The sequence below is a fragment of the Acidovorax sp. FG42 genome (genome assembly GCF_057809195.1).
In genome coordinates this window covers 115,198-132,186 of sequence record NZ_JBMDJM010000001.1, presented here as the reverse complement: position 1 = coordinate 132,186, position 16,989 = coordinate 115,198, and the positions used below count along the sequence as shown (strand labels likewise).

Below are 16,989 nucleotides of genomic sequence, written 5' to 3'. Positions count from 1 at the left end.
ACGTTGCTGGTGCCTGTGTTGCAATCGCGGTCGGTGGCGCCGGGGCCCTGGTTGGCAGGGCCTAGTGTGGTGTTGCACGCTATCTGGCACTTAAAAACCGCGTCTTTTTGGCCAGGGCTGCGTTGCAAATCCTCGCGATACCTCCGGGTATCGCTGCGGTTTGCGCCTTGCCCCGACCAAAAATCCATCGGTTTTCAATGTGCCATCCAGCGCGCAACACCACACTAGAGCGGCGCCCTCTGTTTTCAACACACTTCCAGGACCTCGCCCATGACGAACCCCATGTACAACGCCAGCATCCCTGTCTTTCGCCAGATGCTGGGCTCGCTCCAGGACATCCTGGCCAAGACCGAGGCCCATGCCACGGCACGCAAGATCGAGCCGGAAGCGCTGCTGCAGGCCCGCCTGTTCCCCGACATGTTCCCCATGGCCCGCCAGGTGCTGATCGCCTGCGACTTTGCCAAGGGCGTGGCCGCGCGCCTGGCCGGTGTGGAGGTGCCTTCGCTGCCCGACGCCGAGCGCCCCGGTTTTGCCGACCTGAACGAGCGCATCAGCACCGTGCTGGCGTTCATCGACAGCCTTCCGCAAGCCGCGTTTGCCGAGGCCGCCACGCGCCAGATCACCATCCAGCCCGGCACGCCGCGCGAGAAGCAGTTTGTGGGCGAACACTACCTGCTGCACTACGGCCTGCCCCAGTTCTTCTTCCACGTGAACGCAACCTACGCCATCGCACGCCACAACGGCGTGGAGCTGGGCAAGCGCGACTACATGGGCAAGTTCTGACCCTGGGCCCTGTCCCGGGGCGCCAAGGTGCCCTGGGGGCTGCCGTGCGGGGCCAAGCATGCAGAATGGGCCAAAATGGCCCGTAGCGCTAGTGAAACATGCCTGATGTGCTATCAAAATAGTAGTATTGGACACGACGCCCAGCGCGGACAACAAAGAGAACGGAGACCCGACCCATGCCTATCCTCCATGCCACACCACGCACCCTGCCAGCCCTGGCGCTGGCCGGCGTGACCTGCCTGCTTTCGGCCTGCGCGCCGGTGCCTGTACAACCACCAGCCTCGGCGCCGGTGAGTGCCGCTGCTGAGGCTGCGCCCACGGCCACCCCGTGCCCCAAGGACCTGGCGCCCATCGCCCGCTGCCTGTCGGGCAAGGATTCGGCCGGTGCGTATTACCTGGTGGCGGTGCCGCAGCAGTGGAACGGCCACCTGGTGCTGCACGCCCACGGCGGCCCGGCCCTGGGCGCGCCGAAGATGGAGCTGTCGGTGGAAGACCTGGAGCGCTGGGCCATCATGGTCCGCGCGGGGTACGCGTGGGCGGGCAGCACCTTCCGCCAGGGCGGCGTCGAGGTGCGTGCCGCCGCCGAGGACACCGAGCGGCTGCGCCAGATCTTCGTGCGCCATGTGGCCCTGCCGAAGCGCACCATCCTGCACGGCCAGTCCTGGGGCGCCAGCGTGGCGGCCAAGGGGGCCGAGATGTTCCAGACCACGGCCGATGGCAAGCGCCCGTATGACGCCGTGCTGCTCACCAGCGGCGTGCTGGCGGGCGGCACCCGCTCGTACGACTTCCGCACCGACCTGCGCGTGGTCTACCAGTACCTGTGCAACAACCACCCCCGGCCCACCGAGGCGCAGTACCCGCTGAACATCGGCCTGCCCGCCGACGCGGCGATGACGCAGGCGGACCTGGCCGCACGCGTGAACGAATGCCTGGCGCTGAACAAGCCGGTGGCCGAGCGCACGCCCGAGCAGCAGCGCAAGGTCCAAACCATCGTGGACGTGATCCGCATCCCGGCCAGCTCCATCCAGGGCCACATGAACTGGGCCACCTTCCACTTCCGCGACGTGGTGCAGCATCGCACGGGCGGCGCCAGCCCGTTTGGCAACCGGGGCGTGTTGTACCGGGGCTCGCCCGACGATGCCGCGCTGAACGCCGCCGTGCTGCGCTACCGGGCCGACCCTGCTGCCGTGGCCCGCTTTGCGCAGGACACGGACCTGACCGGCCGCATCCCCGTGCCGGTGCTCACCGTCAAGGGCGTGGACGACCCCACGGCCTTTGTCGAACTGGACGCGGCCTTTCAGGCCACCATGGCGCAAGGCGGCAGCGCGGAGCGCCTGGTGCAGACCTTCACCCAGCACAACACCCACAGCTACCTGAGCGACCCCACCTACCCCACGCTGATGACCGCGCTGCTGCGCTGGGTGGACGAGGGCGCCAAGCCCACGCCCGAGGGCATTGCCCAGCAGTGCCCGGCCAACGAGGCGCGTTTTGGCAAGGGCTGCGCCTTTGTGCCGGCCTATGTGCCCAAGCCCTTGAGCAGCCGCGTGGCAGACCGCGACCGGCCCTGAGAACGTGGCTCTGGGGGCTGCGCGGCAGACGGAGCATCGACTGCTACGCACGGCCCTCGGTGGTCGCGCTAACTCCCAGGTCCCGAAATAAAAAAGGCCCCGCACTGCGGGGCCTTTGCGTTGGAGCGGCCGAAAAGGATCAGGCCACCGAAGCCAGCGCCTTGTTCAGCGTCTCGCTGGGGCGCATCACGGCGTCCAGCTTGGCCACGTCGGGCAGATAGTAGCCACCGATGTCGGTGGGCTGGCCCTGCACGGCGTTCAGCTCTTGCACGATCTTCTGCTCGTTCTCGGTCAGCTGCTTGGCCAAGGGCGCGAACTTGGCGGCCAGTTCGGCGTCCTCGGTCTGCGCGGCCAGCTCTTGCGCCCAGTACAGGGCCAGGTAGAACTGGCTGCCGCGGTTATCCAGCTGGCCGGTCTTGGGCGAGGGGTTCTTGTTGTTGTCCAGCAGCTTGCCCGTGGCGGCATCCAGCGTCTTGGCCAGCAGCTTGGCGCGGGGGTTGTTGTTCTTGAGGCCCAGGTCTTCCAGCGACACGGCCAGTGCCAGGAACTCACCCAGCGAATCCCAGCGCAGGTGGTTTTCTTCCACCAGCTGCTGCACGTGCTTGGGGGCCGAGCCGCCCGCACCGGTTTCGTACATGCCGCCACCGGCCATCAGCGGCACGATGGACAGCATCTTGGCCGAGGTGCCCAGTTCCATGATGGGGAACAGGTCGGTCAGGTAGTCGCGCAGGATGTTGCCGGTGGCGCTGATGGTGTCCAGGCCACGGATCACGCGCTCCAGCGTGTAGCGCATCGCACGCACCTGGCTCATGATCTGGATGTCCAGGCCAGTGGTGTTGTGCTCGTGCAGGTACATCTTGACCTTGGTGATCAGCTGCGCTTCGTGCGGGCGGTACGAGTCGAGCCAGAACACCACGGGCATGCCGGAGTTGCGGGCGCGGTTCACGGCCAGCTTCACCCAGTCGCGGATCGCGGCGTCCTTGACCTGGCACATGCGCCAGATGTCGCCTTGCTCCACGTTCTGGCTCAGCAGCACTTCGCCAGTGGCCAGGTCGGTGATGTTGGCCACGCCGTCTTCAGGGATTTCGAAGGTCTTGTCGTGCGAGCCGTATTCTTCGGCCTGCTGCGCCATCAGGCCCACGTTGGGCACGGTGCCCATGGTCTTGGGGTCGAACGCGCCGTGCCACTTGCAGAAGTTGATGATCTCCTGGTAGATGCGGGCGAAGGTCGATTCGGGCATCACGGCCTTCACGTCCTTCAGGCGGCCGTTGGCGTCCCACATCTTGCCGCCGTTGCGGATCATGGCGGGCATGGAGGCGTCCACGATGATGTCGTTGGGCGAGTGGAAGTTGGTGATGCCCTTGGCCGAGTCGACCATGGCCAGCTCGGGGCGGTGCTCGTGGCAGGCGTGCAGGTCCCGCTTGATCTCGTCGCGCTGGCTTTGCGGCAGCGTCTCGATCTTGGTGTACAGGTCCACCATGCCGTTGTTCACGTTCACGCCCAACTCTTCAAAGGTCTTGGCGTGTTTGGCGAATGCGTCCTTGTAGAAGATGCGTACGCAGTGGCCGAACACGATGGGGTGGGACACCTTCATCATCGTGGCCTTCACGTGCAGCGAGAACATCACGCCCGTCTTGCGTGCGTCTTCGATTTCCTTCTCGTAGAACTCCAGCAGCGCCTTCTTGCTCATGAACATGCTGTCGATCACTTCGCGGTCCAGCAGGCTGACCTTGGGCTTCAAGACGATGGCCTTGCCGCTCTTGGTGATCAGCTCCATCTTCACGTCACGCGCCTTGTCCAGCGTCATGGACTTTTCGCCGTGGTAGAAGTCGCCAGCGTGCATGTGCGACACGTGAGAACGCGATGCCTGGCTCCACTCGGCCATGCTGTGCGGGTTCTTGCGGGCGTATTCCTTCACGGCCTTGGGGGCGCGGCGGTCGGAGTTGCCTTCGCGCAGCACAGGGTTCACGGCCGAGCCGGTGCACTTGCTGTAGCGGGCCTTGATTTCTTTCTCTTTGTCGTCCTTGGGCTGGTCGGGGTAGTCAGGCAGCGCGTAGCCCTTGGACTGCAGCTCGGCGATGGCGGCCTTGAGCTGCGCGACGGACGCGGAGATGTTGGGCAGCTTGATGATGTTGGCATCGGGCTGCAGCGTCTTCTTGCCCAGCTCGGCCAGGTTGTTGGGCACGCGCTGTTCTTCGGTCAGGTAGTCGGGGAACTCACCCAGGATACGTGCCGCCACCGAGATGTCGCTCTCCAGCACGTTGATGCCTGCCGGCGCCGCAAACGTGCGGATGATGGGCAGGAAGGAAGCCGTGGCCAGACGGGGTGCCTCGTCGGTCAGGGTGTAGATGATGGAAGGTTGCTGGGTCGTCATGGCTTGTCTCACGAAACAGAGTAGGTAGATGCCCCCGGCTGCGTCGCAGCGGGGCCAAACGCGGATGCTCTCTGATTCTCCTTGCTCGGGGCTGTCACAGCCCGCTATTTTTGCAATCGAATCTCACAATGCAAAATTATCATAAGTCCAGGGCACTTTTTTTCACCAAATAGGTGGTAATCACCCTGCGGCCCCCTGCAGTTTGATCGTCTTGGCGCCCGCGCGCCACCCCCTGCAGACCCTACGACAAAGTCCCTGGAACAGCCACCACCCGGCCCGGCAGCACCGCAAACTGCGCCCAGTGCGCGGGCAGGGTGTCGGGCGCCGTGCCGGTGAAGGCCCCGAAGGCGGGCAGGACCAACTGCCCGTCACCCCAGCCAAAGCAAGGCGCCCGCAGCGCATCCCGCGCCGGGCCGCGCAGCCGCAGCGTGGGGTGCAGGTGCCCGGCAATCACCGTGTGGCCCGCCACGGCCTGTGGGTGGTGGCAGGCCAGCACCGGCGCATCGGCACAGGGCAACCAGGGCTCGTTGACCAGCGCCAGAGCCTGCGCCGCCGGCGGGTCGCCCGCGTGCTGGTCGTGATTGCCGCGCACCAGAGTCATCGCCACATGCGCATGGCGCTGGCGCCAGGGCAGCAACTGCTGCCACAGCGCATCGGCAGCGCCGCTGCGCGCGTGCAGAAAATCCCCCAAGAACACCAGGTGGTCAGCACCAGTGGCAGCCAGCACCGCATCCAGCCGGACCAGGTTGTCGGCCGTGGTGCCATGGGGCACCGGCTGGCCCGCGCGGCGGAAGGTGGCCGCCTTGCCGAAATGCACATCCGCCACCATCACCATGCGCGCCGCGGGCCACCACAGCGCGCGCTGGGGCAACAGCTGCAGGGCCGTGCCGCAGGGCAGGGTGATGGCATGCGCACCCATGGGGAGCGCAGGGACGGCCTGCGTCTCGGGGGTGGATATGTGAAAGGGAAGCGTGGTCATCGTGCTCAGAATCCGTGGCGTCTGCGGGCGCGGCGGGGGGCGTCCCCAGCCGCAGCCTGGCGCGCGCGTGGTGTGCGGCGCCCAGAGCTTTCGGGCAGGTCCCACACCATGTCCGTGGGCTGCACGGCGTGCTGCGCCAGGTGCGTGCCCGTGGTGGCGTCGGCCGCTTGCTCCAGCGCTTGCACCATGCGCGCCAGCCGGTCGGCCAGGGTCTCGGTGCTCAGGCGTTCGCGAAAGCGCTCCACCATCAGCGGCAGGGCGAATGGGGTGGGGCGTTCCAGCGCGTGGATGGACAGGGTCTGCGCCTGCATGCCGCGCAGTGTGTGCGCCAGGCGGTCCATGTCCAGCTCGTTCGCCAGCAGCTCGGCACGGGCCTGCGCCAGCAGCAGGTTGCCCGGGTCGTACTGCGCAAACACGTCGTAGTAGAGCGACGACGAGGCCTGCAGCTGGCGGCTGCTGCGCTGCTCGCCCGGGTGGCTTTGAAAGATGAGCCCTGCAATGCGCGCGATCTCGCGAAACCGCCGGCGCGCCATCTCGGTGGCGTTCAGGCTGGCCAGCACTTCCTCTTCGAGCCCGCTGCCCATGGTGGTGTGCGTGCCTTCGCCAATCAGGCGCGGCAGCAGTGTGGCCCAGTCCACGGGCTTGGCCGACAGCAGCTCCAGCCCGTAGTCGTTGACTGCGATGGAGAAGGTGTTGGGCACCTGCTGCGACGCGCGCCAGCCCAGCAGACCGGCCAGGCCCAGGTGCACCAGGCGCCCCGCCAGCGGGTACAGGTACAGGTGCCATCCCTCGCGGGTGTGCAGGGTCTCGGCCACCAGGCGGCTGGGTGTGGGCAGCGCCGACCAGGCCTGCTGCAGCTCCAGCAGCGGCTGGGCGCAGCGCATCTCTGGCGTGCTGAATTCGCCGCGCTCCGCCTGCGCCAGCTGCTCGAGCATTGCATCGGCCAGCGTGTTCGACAGCGGCATGCGCCCGCCGCTCCAGCGCGGCAGGGCGGCGCTGCCCTTGGGGGCGATGCGCACATAGGCCGTCATCTGCTGGGTGCGCACCAGCTCCAGCAGGCGGCCCGCGAACATGAACACATCGCCCTTGCGCAGCCGCGCGATGAAGCTCTCTTCCACCGAGCCCAGGCGCCCGCCGCTCACAAACTGCACCTGCATGGCGGCGTCGCTCACGATGGTGCCGATGTTGCTGCGGTGGCGGCGCGCCAGACGGGCATCGGGCACGCGCCACACGCCCTCGTCGTCCGGCACCACGCGATGAAAGTCCGGGTAGGTGGCCAGCGATGCGCCGCCCTGGCGCACAAACTGCAGCGCCCACTGCCAGTCGGCATCGGTCAGCGCGGCATAGGCCGGTGCGCGGCGCACTTCGGCCAGCAGTGCATCGGGCACAAAGCCGCCGCCCAGCGCCACGGTGACCAGGTGCTGTACCAGCACATCCAGCGGCGCACGCGGCGTGTGCCGGTCTTCGATGCGGCCCTGCGCCAGCGCATGGCGCGCGGCGGCGGCTTCCACCAGCTCCAGGCTGTGCGTGGGCACCAGTGTGATGCTGGAGCTGCGCCCCGGCGCATGGCCCGAGCGGCCCGCGCGCTGCACCAGCCGCGCCACGCCCTTGGCCGAGCCGATCTGCAGCACCTGTTCCACCGGTAAAAAGTCCACGCCCAGGTCCAGGCTCGATGTGCAGACCACGGCCTTGAGCTGCCCGGCCTTCAGGCCTTGCTCCACCCAGTCGCGCACCTCATGCCCCAGCGACCCATGGTGCAGTGCGATGGTGCCCGCCCAGTCGGGCCGCGTCTCCAGAAGCGCCTGGTACCAGCGCTCGGCTTGCGCCCGGGTGTTGGTGAACACCAAGGTGGACGCGGCCGCTTCGATCGACTGCACCACCTGCGGCAGCAGACTCAGCCCCATGTGGCCCGCCCACGCAAAGCGGTCGGCCCGCGCGGGCAGCATCACCTGCACCTCCAGCCGCTTGTCGATGCGGCCCTGCACCAGCACGGCGGGCGGAGGCTGCGGCGCGCTGGGCATAGGTTGGGGCAGCAAGGTGTGCAGGGCCTCCTCCAGGTTGCCCAGCGTGGCCGACATGCCCCACACCTGCAGCGCCGGGTTCCAGCCCGACAAGCGCGCCAGCGCCAGCTGCACCTGCACGCCGCGCTTGTTGCCCACCAGCTCGTGCCACTCGTCCACCACCACCAGGCGAACGCTGGCCAAGCGCTCACGCGCATCGGCGCGGGCCAGCAGCAGCGAGACGCTTTCGGGCGTGGTCACCAGCAACGTGGGCAGGCGGCGATCTTGCGCGGCGCGCTCGCCGCTGGCGGTGTCTCCGGTTCGCAGGCCGCTGGTCCAGGTGGGGGCCAGGTCGGGCAACGGTGCCTGCAGGGCGCGCAGCGAATCGGCAGCGAGTGCGCGCATGGGCGTGATCCACAGCACGGTGAGGGGCGGTGCCGCAGCGCGGCGCGTGCGCAGGGTGGTGCGGGCGTTGGGTGCTTCTGCAGGCGCAGGTGCAGGTGCAGCATCGGCCTGCGCCAAGTGTTGCAGCGCGCCCAGCCACACTGCATAGGTCTTGCCCGCGCCCGTGGTGGCATGCAGCAGGCCCGAGCGGCCCTCGCCCATCGCGCGCCACACGTCTTGCTGGAAACCGAAGGGCTGCCACCCGCGCGCCGCCATCCAGGCGGCTGCGGCACTCGGTGCCACCGGGGGCAGGGGCTTGCGCGGGCGACGGGTGGTGCTCATGCCGCAACGTCCTGCCCGGGCAGCAGTGCCATCAGCGTTTGCAGGGTATCGGCCTCGGCCACGGGCTTGTCCTTCCGCCAGCGCAGCATGCGCGGAAAGCGCACGGCAATGCCGCTCTTGTGGCGCGGGCTCTTTGCGATGCCTTCAAAGCCCAGCTCAAACACCAGCGTCGCGTCCACGCTGCGCACGGGCCCAAAGCTCTCGCGCGTGGTCTTGCGGATGATGGCGTCTACCTGCGCAATTTCGCTATCCGTCAGGCCCGAATAGGCTTTGGCAAACGGCACCAGTTGCCGCTGCGGGTCGTCCTGCGGGCCGGTCCACACGGCAAAGGTGTAGTCGGTGTACAGGCTGGCACGGCGGCCGTGGCCGCGCTGGGCGTAGATGAGCACCGCGTCCACGCTCATGGGGTCGATCTTCCACTTCCACCACACGCCCACGTCCTTGGTGCGGCCCACGCCATACTGCGCGCTGCGGTGCTTGAGCATGAAGCCCTCGGTGCCCATGCTGCGCGCGGCCTCGCGCTGGCGGGCTAGGTCCGGCCAGTCGGCGCCGTGCAGCAACTCGCTCCGGCGCAAGGTCTTGTGCGCTGCGGGTGCGATGGTGGTGTCGTCAGGCCGTTGCAGCGTGGCCTCCAGCAGCGTGCGACGGACCTGCTGCGGCTCTTGGCGCAGGTCTTGCCCGGCGTGTTCGAGCAAGTCGTAGGCCACCAGTACCACGGGCAGTTCGCGCAGCAGCTTCGGTCCCAGGGTCTTGCGGCCCAGGCGCTTTTGCAGGTCGGCAAAAGGGCGGGGCTGGGGCTCGCCCGGCAGCCACACCAGAATCTCGCCATCGACCACAGTGCCATCGGGCATTTGTGCCATCGCGGCTTCGGCCAGTTCAGGGAAGCGGTCGGTCACCAGTTCCTCCCCGCGCGACCACACCCACACCGCGCCCGCGCGCCGCACGATCTGCGCGCGGATGCCGTCCCACTTCCATTCCACCAGCCAGTCGCCGGGTGCGCCCAGCAGTGTGGGCATCTCGGCCACGGGCTGGTTGAACGGGTGGGCCAAAAAGAACGGGTAGGGCTGGCCTGCATCGGCAGCATCCTGCATATTCGCATCGTCGTCCACCGGCGCGATCAGCGCCTGATAGTCGCTGGCCTGCGGCTGCCGGCCGATCTGCGTGTAGCCCATCAGCCGGTGCGCGATGCGCTTGGGGTCGAGCCCACTCACCGTGGCCAGCGCCTGCGTCACCTGCAAGCGCGACACGCCCACGCGGAAGTTGCCGGTGATGAGCTTGAAGTACACAAAGCGCTGTTCGGGCGCCAGCCTGTCCCATTGCGTGCGCAGGCGGTTATCCGCTTCATCGGGCGGCAGGGCGCGCAGGAGCAGCAGCTGGGCCATCCATTCGGCCAATGCCAGCTCGGTGGGCTGGGCGGGCGGGGGCAGCAACAGCGCCAGGGTTTCGGCCAGGTCGCCCACGGCCTGGTAGCTTTCTTCGAACAGCCACTCGGGCAGGCCTGCAGCCTCTTGCGCCAGCGCCTTCAGGCGCTTGGTGGGCACCATCTGGCGGGGCTTGCCGCCTGCGAGAAAGTACGTGGCCCAAGCCGCATCGGCGGGCGGCGCCACGCGCAGGTAAGCCACCAGCGCCGCGAGTTTGGCCGACTGCGCGGTGGTCGCGTCGAGCGCCTGGAACAAATGGGCAAAAGCCTTCATGCCGTCGCCTCGGGTGCGGACTCGCTGCCTGGTTCGGGCGCAGCGCCTGCATCGTCCTCGTTGTCATCGGCACCGTATTCGGTCGCGAACACCTTGGCGTCCAGCCCCTGCTCGCACAGCCAGCGCACCATCACGGCCGTGCTGCCGTGCGTCACGATGACGCGCTCCGCGCCCGTGGCGCCAATGGCTTTCTGCAGGCTCGGCCAGTCGGCGTGGTCGCTCATCACAAAGCCCCGGTCCACGCCCCGGCGGCGGCGCGCGCCGCGCACCAGCATCCAGCCGCTCGCAAACGCGTCGGAGTGTTCGCCAAACCGCTTGAGCCACGGTGTGCCCGCAGCCGATGGCGGGGCCAGCACCAGTGCGCGTTTCAGGTCCCCCTTGGTCAGGCCCGGGTCCGTCGCACGCAGCGTGGGCGGCAGCTCCACACCGGCCGCACGGTACACCGCGTTGAGCGGCTCCACCGCGCCATGCACCACAATGGGCCCGATGCTGGAATCCACCCCGTGCAGCAGCCGCTGCGCCTTGCCGAAGGCATACGCATACAGCACGCTGGCCTTGCTCGCCGCCGCATTGGCCGCCCACCAGGCATTGATGTCGGCAAATAGCGTGGGCTGCGACGGCCAGCGGTAGATGGGCAGACCAAAGGTCGATTCGGTGATGAAGGTGTGGCAGCGCACCGGCTCGAACGGCGTGCAGGTGCCATCGTCTTCCAGCTTGTAGTCGCCCGAGGCCACCCACACCTGGCCGCCATGTTCGATGCGCACCTGGGCCGAGCCCAGCACATGGCCCGCAGGGTGCAGCGACAGGCGCACGCCATGGTGGTCGATGGTCTCGCCGTAGGCCAGCGTCTGCAGTGCGATGTCCGCCCCCAGCCGGTTGCGCAGCGTGCCCGCGCTGCCCTCGTGTGCCAGGTAGTGGGCCGAGCCCATGCGTGCGTGGTCTGAATGGGCATGCGTGATCACGGCCCGCTCCACCGGCCGCCAGGGGTCGATGTAGAAGTCGCCAGGCGGGCAGTACAGGCCTTCGGGGCGGTGGACGATCAAGTCATTGCGGAGCATGCGTGTGGCATCGTAGGCGGCAAGCCAAAGTCGGTGGGGCCGCCCGGGTTTGCGCGGCGGGCTGTTACAGGCCTTTTGGGCATTCAATCTGCTGCATGCGCAGGTTTCATGTGCCTTGTTTGCTATCAATAGTGAAGCGTTTGGTCTGCGGGGTCGTCCCGCTGCCGGAGCATGCCCTCCATCATCCCGTTGTGGATTGCGCCGTCTGCAGGACTGCGCCGCGTTCTGCGTACCTGCGTCTGTCTTTACTGCAGAACACCACGCCCGTAGGATGGCGTCGCCTGCGGCGCTGGCCCGCAGCCGGGGATTCATCCATGCGCTTGTATCCGTCGTATCGGTCGCTTTGTGCCCTGCTGGGCGGATCGGCCATGGCCCTGTGCGCTGCAGGGGGCGCCGCCCAGGCCCCTGCCGATGGCCCGCCGCGCACCAACGCCTTCAACGACCCTTTCGTTCAGGTGACCCATGCCATCGCCGAGTGCCCTGTGCCCGAGGGGCCGCTGTACACCGAGGCCGAGGTGCGCGAGCTAGCGCATGTGCGCTCCCAACATGGCGGCAGTTGTCATCGCGTGGGGCGCTGTCGCCTGCCCAACTCCTACCTGTACGACGCCGAGATCATCCCGCGAGTGCAGCGCTATATCCAGCAGGACGGCCGCTTTGACGACACCAGCGTGTGGGTGCTGGGCGAGCGGCGGCTGGTGACGCTCAAGGGATGCGTGCAGTCGCAGGCGCAGTCCGACTCGCTGGAGAAGGCAGTGTGGTTGGTGGACGATGTGATGGGGGTGATCAACCTGCTGCAGGTGGGGACGGATGCAGCGGCGGCGCGGTACCCGCTGGCCTTGCCGCAAAAGCCGTGACATGCGCGGCCAGTTGGCGGCGCGTATCCCAGGCGCAGTGATTGCGCGATGGTCCTGGCGCCAGCGATGAATCACCGGCACCACACCGCTTGCCAAGCGCTTGGGCTGGTGCGCGTCCTGCTGCATATTGCCGGTTCGTAACGCTTCATTGATGAGGGAGTTTTCATGCCATTCAAGTTTTCATTGCCAGCGGCAGCCACCCTGGCCCTGGCAGTCGTTGTTTCCCCCGCCGTGTCGGCCAAACCCTTCAAGTGGTCCGGCTCCAGTGACATCCAGACCATGGACATCCATTCGCAGAACAGCGCTCTGGGCAACGGCATCCATGCGGCGGTGTATGAATCGCTGGTGATGTTCAACAGCCGCACGCTCAGGGTGGAGCCGCTGCTGGCCACGTCGTGGCAGCCGGTCAGCCCCACGCAGATGCGCTTCAAGCTGCGCCAGGGCGTGAAGTTCAGCGACGGCTCGCCCATGACGGCGGACGATGTGGTCTATTCGCTGCAGCGCGCGATGAGCAGGACGTCCACCTACGCCATCTACACCCAGGGCATGGACCGCATTGCCAAGGTGGATGGCGAGACCATCGACATCTTTCTGAAGAACCCCAACCCCGTGCTGCTCAACCAGCTGACCGAGCTGCGCGTGATGAGCAACGCCTGGGCCGAGAAGAACAACGCAGTGGAGCCCAAGGACATCAAGGCGAAGGACGAAACCTATTCGCACCGCAATGCCATGGGCACCGGCCCGTTCGTGCTCAAGGAATGGGTGCCCGACCAGAAGATCGTGTTTGCCGCAAACCCGGGCTGGTGGAACGCGGGCAAGGCGGAAGGCAACGTGACCGAGATCACCTACCTGCCCATCAAGTCCGAGGCCACGCGCATTGCCGCGTTGCTGTCTGGCGAGGTGGACATGGTGCGCGACACCAGCATCCAGGACCTGGGGCGCCTCAAGGCCAACCCCCAGCTGAAGGTCATGGAGATGGTGGAGAACCGCACCGTGTACCTGGCCATGGACCAGTTCCGCGACGAGCTGCCCGGCAGCAACATCAAGGGCAAGAACCCGCTGAAGGACCTGCGCGTGCGCAAGGCGCTGTACCAGGCCATCGATGGCGCAACACTGCAGCGCGTGACCATGCGCGGCATGTCCAAACCCACGGGTGCGATGGTGTCGCCCCTGGTCAACGGGTGGACCGACGCGGTAGACAAGCGTCTGCCCTACGACCCCAATGCCGCCAAAGAGCTGCTGACGCAGGCCGGCTACAGCGATGGCTTTGAGGTGGACTTTGCCTGCAGCAACAACGCCATTGTGCAGGACGAGCAACTGTGCCAGGCGATCACCGCCATGTGGTCACGCATCGGCGTCAAGGCCAAGCTGCGCACCATGCCAGCCGTGAGCTACTACCCCATGGCCCAGCGGCACGAGGCCAGTATTGCGCTGCTGAGCTGGGGTGTGCCCACGTTCGATGCGCTGTACACCCTGCAGTCGCTGGCACGCACCAAGACCACCGGTGCCGATGGCAGCTACAACCTGGGCCGCTACAGCAACGAGCGCATGGACTACATCGTGGACCGCGTGAAGACCGAGACCGACCTGCCCGTGCGCAACCGCCTGCTGACCGAAGGCCTGCAACTGCACAACGATGATGTGGTCCACATCCCGCTGCACAACCAGATGCTGGCCTGGGCCATGAAGAAAAACGTGGAGCTGGTGCAGCGGCCGGACAACCGCATCGACTGGCGTTTGATCAAGGTGAACTGAGTCGCTTCCTGAGGTGCTGGTCTGCGCCCGGCCCACGGCGCAAGTCTGCGTCAGCGCGCAGGTTGCAGCATGATGATCGCCATGCCGGCCAGCGCCACTAGCACTCCCGCCACATCCCACGGCGTGGGGCGGATGCCATCTACCGCCCACAGCCATACCAGTGCCACCCCGATATAGACCCCGCCGTAGGCCGCATACACGCGGCCTGCGCCAGCGGTGTCGTGCAGCGTCAAGAGCCAGGCAAACAGCGCCAGGCTCGCTGCAGCAGGCAACAGGAGCCACGCCGGCTTGCCTTGCTTCAGCCACAGCCAGGGCAGGTAGCAGCCCACGATTTCAGCGAGGGCCGTGGCGATAAAAAGCAGCAATGTTTTCAGCATGGTCCGGGGCCTTGTGCGGCGCTGGGGTTCGCGGCATCCGAATGGGTGGCCAGCCACTGGCGCAGCGCCAGCTCGCCCTTGGGAGTGAAGTGCACCACGCGCGAGCCGTGTGCGCGTTGGGCCCATCCCCCGTCGAAGAGGCGTTGCAGCAGCGCCGCGCCCAGGGCGCCCCCCAGGTGGTGGCGGCGCTCGCTCCAGTCCAGGCAGGGGCGGCACACCATGCGCCGCTGCTGCGCCAGCGTGGAGGTGTCGATACCCACATGCGCAAACCACTGCGCGCCAGCGGGCGTGATGGCCGCGCCCTGGGGTGTGGCCTGCAGCATGCCCTGGTGCACCAGCGCTTCATAAAACTGCACGCCCACCTCACCCGCCAGGTGGTCGTAGCACATGCGTGCGCGGCGCAGCGCAGGCTCCCGGGGGCTGGCGCGCAGCCGCACGGCACCGGCGCGAAACGCCACGTTCATCAGTGACTCCAGCAAGTGCGCCACATCCCGGTCTGCCAGCCGGAAGTAGCGGTGCCGGCCCTGGCTCTCCACGGCGATCAGGCCCGCATCCAGCAGCTTGGCAAGGTGGGCGCTGATGGTCTGCTTGGTCACGCCTGCAATGTCGGCCAGCTCGGTGGCCGTGAGCGCGCGGTCCGTCATCAGGGCGGTGAGGACTTCGGCGCGCGCGCTGTCGCCAATGAGCGCGGCAATGCGCGCGATGTGGGGGCCGTCTTTCATGGTTCGATCTTGGGCGAACCATCTCTGCCCGTCAACCGCCTATCGTGAAGGCCTTGCCAACCCCAGACTTTGGAACACCATGATCACCTGCTTCATCCGCTACGAAATCGACCCCTTCCAGCGCGAGCTGTTCGCCGAATACGCGCGCCGCTGGGGCCTGATCATTCCCCGCTGCGGCGGCCATTTGCTGGGCTACTTCCTGCCCCACGAAGGCAGCAACTACGAGGCCTGGGGTTTGGTCGGCTTTGACTCCCTGGCCGCCTACGAGGCCTACCGCGTCCGCCTGCGCGCCGACCCCGAAGGCCGCGCCAACTTTGCGCTGGCGCAGGACAAGCGCTTCATCTTGCGCGAGGAGCGCACGTTCACGCAGGGGGTGGAAGGCACGTTGGGCTTGCCCGCCCACCGCCAGGAGCCTGCTGCATGATGGCCGTGATCTTTGAATTTCAACCAGCGCCCGGCCAGCAGGACGCTTACCTTCAAGCGGCTGCAGCACTGCGTCCGCTGCTGGAGCAAGTGGATGGCTTCATTTCCATTGAGCGCTTTCAGAGCCTGACCGAGCCAGGCCGTCTGCTGTCGCTGTCCTTTTGGCGCGACGAGGAAGCCGTGGCCCGTTGGCGGCAGATGGAAGCCCACCGCCACACCCAGCGGCTGGGCCGCGCCAGCATTTTCCGTGACTACCGTTTGCGTGTGGCCGCTGTGGTACGGGACTACGGCATGCACGACCGGGAAGAGGCGCCGCCGGATTCGCGCGCCACGCTGGAAACCGGCATGCCGTAAATCGTTGCATTCGGCCGAAAGTACATGAATCGCTTGGTGACCTTCACGTTAGCGCCCCGCACTCGTCCAGCAGCGGCAGACCGGGTGACCGGCGCAACTCCATGCCCGCTTCTGCGCTTTCTAGATGCGCGGGCACATCTTCTCAGTCACTCTGCGTTCTGATCTCATGACCGCCTTGGCTGGCCATGCTGAAAAATGGCAACAAACGAACGACGGTGTTCACCAGGGACTTGTTGGCGCTACCGCCGTTGATAGCCAGCAGCGCAATCAGTTCATGCAACAGTGCGTTGGCTTGTGCGGATGAGATACGGGGATCGTCGTAGTACGCCTCCCATAGCGCTGAAAGTGCCGGGAACTGAGGAGCGTTGGCCTGGGCCAGCGCAAAGATGAACTCTTCCTGGTGCTGGATGGCTTCGTGCTGGTCGTTGGCGTACATGTCAAATGGCATAGGCTTTCTGTGCACTGTCAAAACGCGCTCGCACGGACGCAACACACGTCAGGGGCAGGGGCGTGGTGCTATGCACGCGCAGGCTCGGTAGCCAAGTGCGCGTCGATTTCTTTGGCAATGCGCCCCAGGGCCAACCACACCGTACGCTCGCGTTGGTAAGGCATGGCGCCGGCCACCGGGATACTGGTTTGGCCAAGCCCGGAAAGTATGTTCTTTCTTTCGTCCTTGGGAAGAATGGCGACGTGTTGATAGGGCTGATAAGAGGTCTTTGAAAGCACCAGCGTCGCATCGCTCACGGTAATCTGTGCGGGCATCTCTGATGGCGAGGCAAAGCGCTGGCCGAGGACCGAAAAGACGGGATCCACGCTGTTCTCCAGCTCCGCAAACCCCACCAGCACCAGCAGGGCCGAGCCTCCCAGGGGCAGGTCCAAAGAGAAAACCGTTCCCACAGGGGCTGTGGTCCGGATCTTCTTTGGTTTTGGTTGTGAAACCTGGATCGGCTTTTCAGGCGGTTGGGGCGTGTGGAGGCGGGCCTTCAGTGCCTGGAGGGTTTTGCGGCGCGACGCGACGTCGTCAGGTGCATCCCGCTCCCACACATCGACATCCCCACCCGACTGCAGCAGCGAAAGGGCCTTATCTTTCAGTGCCTGATCCAGTCGCCCATAGCGCCATGCGGTGTCGGCCAGGGCGAGGTACACGAGGCAGGCGATTTCCGTGTTGGTGAGCAGATCGCCGTATTGGGCCAGGATCTTCTGGCAAGCCTCCTCGGCAGAGAGTCCGTGCGTCAGGTGCCGGACATAGTCGTCGCGAACATCACAGCTTGTGTCGTTGGCAAAGAGACCCGCTCCCCAAGCACCCACGTTGACCTCTCTTG

15 protein-coding genes are annotated in these 16,989 nt (G+C 66.6%); 6 read left to right on the top strand and 9 right to left on the bottom strand.

Annotated elements, in window-relative coordinates:
• The first annotated feature begins 270 nt into the window (after positions 1 to 270).
• Together ACODSM_RS00610 and ACODSM_RS00605 are read left to right on the top strand one after the other, a co-directional pair.
• Positions 271 to 783: a DUF1993 domain-containing protein gene (locus ACODSM_RS00610; RefSeq protein ID WP_488803984.1), complete on the top strand. Its 513-nt coding sequence runs from the start codon at positions 271 to 273 to the stop codon at positions 781 to 783.
• Between the two features lie 176 nt (positions 784 to 959).
• Entirely contained in the window at positions 960 to 2,351 is a 1,392-nt protein-coding gene (locus ACODSM_RS00605) for a hypothetical protein (RefSeq protein ID WP_488803983.1), read from the top strand.
• 139 nt (positions 2,352 to 2,490) lie between these two features.
• On the opposite strand, the gene ACODSM_RS00600 is transcribed toward ACODSM_RS00605, so the two are convergent.
• The 5 genes from ACODSM_RS00600 to ACODSM_RS00580 all read right to left on the bottom strand — a co-directional run bounded on the left by ACODSM_RS00600 (position 2,491) and on the right by ACODSM_RS00580 (position 11,182).
• Positions 2,491 to 4,725, bottom strand: a complete 2,235-nt coding sequence (locus tag ACODSM_RS00600) for an NADP-dependent isocitrate dehydrogenase (RefSeq protein WP_110960585.1) — start codon at positions 4,723 to 4,725, stop codon at positions 2,491 to 2,493.
• Between the two features lie 241 nt (positions 4,726 to 4,966).
• Positions 4,967 to 5,704: a ligase-associated DNA damage response endonuclease PdeM gene (gene pdeM, locus ACODSM_RS00595; protein ID WP_488803982.1), complete on the bottom strand. Its 738-nt coding sequence runs from the start codon at positions 5,702 to 5,704 to the stop codon at positions 4,967 to 4,969.
• Positions 5,705 to 5,709: 5 nt separating this feature from the next.
• Positions 5,710 to 8,430 carry a ligase-associated DNA damage response DEXH box helicase gene (locus tag ACODSM_RS00590; protein WP_488803981.1) on the bottom strand — a complete coding sequence of 907 codons (2,721 nt, stop codon included), beginning with the start codon at positions 8,428 to 8,430 and terminating at the stop codon, positions 5,710 to 5,712.
• Positions 8,427 to 10,124 (bottom strand): ATP-dependent DNA ligase, encoded by a 1,698-nt coding sequence (locus ACODSM_RS00585; RefSeq protein WP_488803980.1) that lies wholly within the window; start codon positions 10,122 to 10,124, stop codon positions 8,427 to 8,429. Before ACODSM_RS00585 ends, ACODSM_RS00590 begins: the two co-directional genes overlap by 4 nt.
• Positions 10,121 to 11,182 (bottom strand): ligase-associated DNA damage response exonuclease, encoded by a 1,062-nt coding sequence (locus tag ACODSM_RS00580; RefSeq protein WP_488803979.1) that lies wholly within the window; start codon positions 11,180 to 11,182, stop codon positions 10,121 to 10,123. The genes ACODSM_RS00585 and ACODSM_RS00580 overlap by 4 nt, the downstream gene beginning before the upstream one ends.
• A gap of 314 nt (positions 11,183 to 11,496) precedes the next feature.
• Between ACODSM_RS00580 and ACODSM_RS00575 the strand changes: the two genes are divergently transcribed.
• Positions 11,497 to 12,036, top strand: a complete 540-nt coding sequence (locus ACODSM_RS00575; RefSeq protein WP_476016500.1) for a BON domain-containing protein — start codon at positions 11,497 to 11,499, stop codon at positions 12,034 to 12,036.
• Between the two features lie 165 nt (positions 12,037 to 12,201).
• Positions 12,202 to 13,791, top strand: a complete 1,590-nt coding sequence (locus ACODSM_RS00570) for an ABC transporter substrate-binding protein (protein WP_488803978.1) — start codon at positions 12,202 to 12,204, stop codon at positions 13,789 to 13,791.
• A 50-nt stretch (positions 13,792 to 13,841) separates the two neighbouring features.
• Here the strand turns inward: ACODSM_RS00570 and ACODSM_RS00565 are convergent, their stop codons facing one another.
• Positions 13,842 to 14,168, bottom strand: coding sequence for a YnfA family protein (locus ACODSM_RS00565; protein WP_488803977.1), 327 nt, complete (start codon positions 14,166 to 14,168; stop codon positions 13,842 to 13,844).
• Positions 14,162 to 14,890, bottom strand: coding sequence for an ArsR/SmtB family transcription factor (locus ACODSM_RS00560; protein WP_488803976.1), 729 nt, complete (start codon positions 14,888 to 14,890; stop codon positions 14,162 to 14,164). The genes ACODSM_RS00565 and ACODSM_RS00560 overlap by 7 nt, the downstream gene beginning before the upstream one ends.
• A 79-nt stretch (positions 14,891 to 14,969) precedes the next feature.
• Here ACODSM_RS00560 and ACODSM_RS00555 point away from each other — a divergent pair, with 79 nt between their 5' ends.
• Together ACODSM_RS00555 and ACODSM_RS00550 are read left to right on the top strand one after the other, a co-directional pair.
• A complete protein-coding gene (locus ACODSM_RS00555) occupies positions 14,970 to 15,314 on the top strand; it encodes an NIPSNAP family protein (protein ID WP_488803975.1) in 345 nt (114 codons plus the stop codon).
• Positions 15,311 to 15,667: an antibiotic biosynthesis monooxygenase family protein gene (locus tag ACODSM_RS00550; RefSeq protein ID WP_488803974.1), complete on the top strand. Its 357-nt coding sequence runs from the start codon at positions 15,311 to 15,313 to the stop codon at positions 15,665 to 15,667. Before ACODSM_RS00555 ends, ACODSM_RS00550 begins: the two co-directional genes overlap by 4 nt.
• 142 nt (positions 15,668 to 15,809) lie before the next feature.
• Here the strand turns inward: ACODSM_RS00550 and ACODSM_RS00545 are convergent, their stop codons facing one another.
• Positions 15,810 to 16,115: a hypothetical protein gene (locus ACODSM_RS00545; RefSeq protein WP_488803973.1), complete on the bottom strand. Its 306-nt coding sequence runs from the start codon at positions 16,113 to 16,115 to the stop codon at positions 15,810 to 15,812.
• A gap of 68 nt (positions 16,116 to 16,183) precedes the next feature.
• The gene (locus ACODSM_RS00540) at positions 16,184 to 16,975 is read right to left on the bottom strand and encodes a hypothetical protein (protein ID WP_488803972.1); all 792 of its coding nucleotides are present in this window, start codon (positions 16,973 to 16,975) and stop codon (positions 16,184 to 16,186) included.
• Positions 16,976 to 16,989 lie beyond the last annotated feature (14 nt).

Excerpts from the sequence above, each read along its gene's own strand:
- ACODSM_RS00580 (WP_488803979.1), bottom strand. The coding sequence starts at position 11,182 with ATGCTCCGCAATGACTTGATCGTCCACCGCCCCGAAGGCCTGTACTGC.
- pdeM (WP_488803982.1), bottom strand. The coding sequence starts at position 5,704 with ATGACCACGCTTCCCTTTCACATATCCACCCCCGAGACGCAGGCCGTC.
- ACODSM_RS00575 (WP_476016500.1), top strand. The coding sequence starts at position 11,497 with ATGCGCTTGTATCCGTCGTATCGGTCGCTTTGTGCCCTGCTGGGCGGA.
- ACODSM_RS00555 (WP_488803975.1), top strand. The coding sequence starts at position 14,970 with ATGATCACCTGCTTCATCCGCTACGAAATCGACCCCTTCCAGCGCGAG.
- ACODSM_RS00570 (WP_488803978.1), top strand. The coding sequence starts at position 12,202 with ATGCCATTCAAGTTTTCATTGCCAGCGGCAGCCACCCTGGCCCTGGCA.
- ACODSM_RS00560 (WP_488803976.1), bottom strand. The coding sequence starts at position 14,890 with ATGAAAGACGGCCCCCACATCGCGCGCATTGCCGCGCTCATTGGCGAC.
- ACODSM_RS00605 (WP_488803983.1), top strand. The coding sequence starts at position 960 with ATGCCTATCCTCCATGCCACACCACGCACCCTGCCAGCCCTGGCGCTG.
- ACODSM_RS00585 (WP_488803980.1), bottom strand. The coding sequence starts at position 10,124 with ATGAAGGCTTTTGCCCATTTGTTCCAGGCGCTCGACGCGACCACCGCG.
- ACODSM_RS00590 (WP_488803981.1), bottom strand. The coding sequence starts at position 8,430 with ATGAGCACCACCCGTCGCCCGCGCAAGCCCCTGCCCCCGGTGGCACCG.
- ACODSM_RS00545 (WP_488803973.1), bottom strand. The coding sequence starts at position 16,115 with ATGCCATTTGACATGTACGCCAACGACCAGCACGAAGCCATCCAGCAC.
- ACODSM_RS00565 (WP_488803977.1), bottom strand. The coding sequence starts at position 14,168 with ATGCTGAAAACATTGCTGCTTTTTATCGCCACGGCCCTCGCTGAAATC.
- ACODSM_RS00550 (WP_488803974.1), top strand. The coding sequence starts at position 15,311 with ATGATGGCCGTGATCTTTGAATTTCAACCAGCGCCCGGCCAGCAGGAC.
- ACODSM_RS00610 (WP_488803984.1), top strand. The coding sequence starts at position 271 with ATGACGAACCCCATGTACAACGCCAGCATCCCTGTCTTTCGCCAGATG.
- ACODSM_RS00600 (WP_110960585.1), bottom strand. The coding sequence starts at position 4,725 with ATGACGACCCAGCAACCTTCCATCATCTACACCCTGACCGACGAGGCA.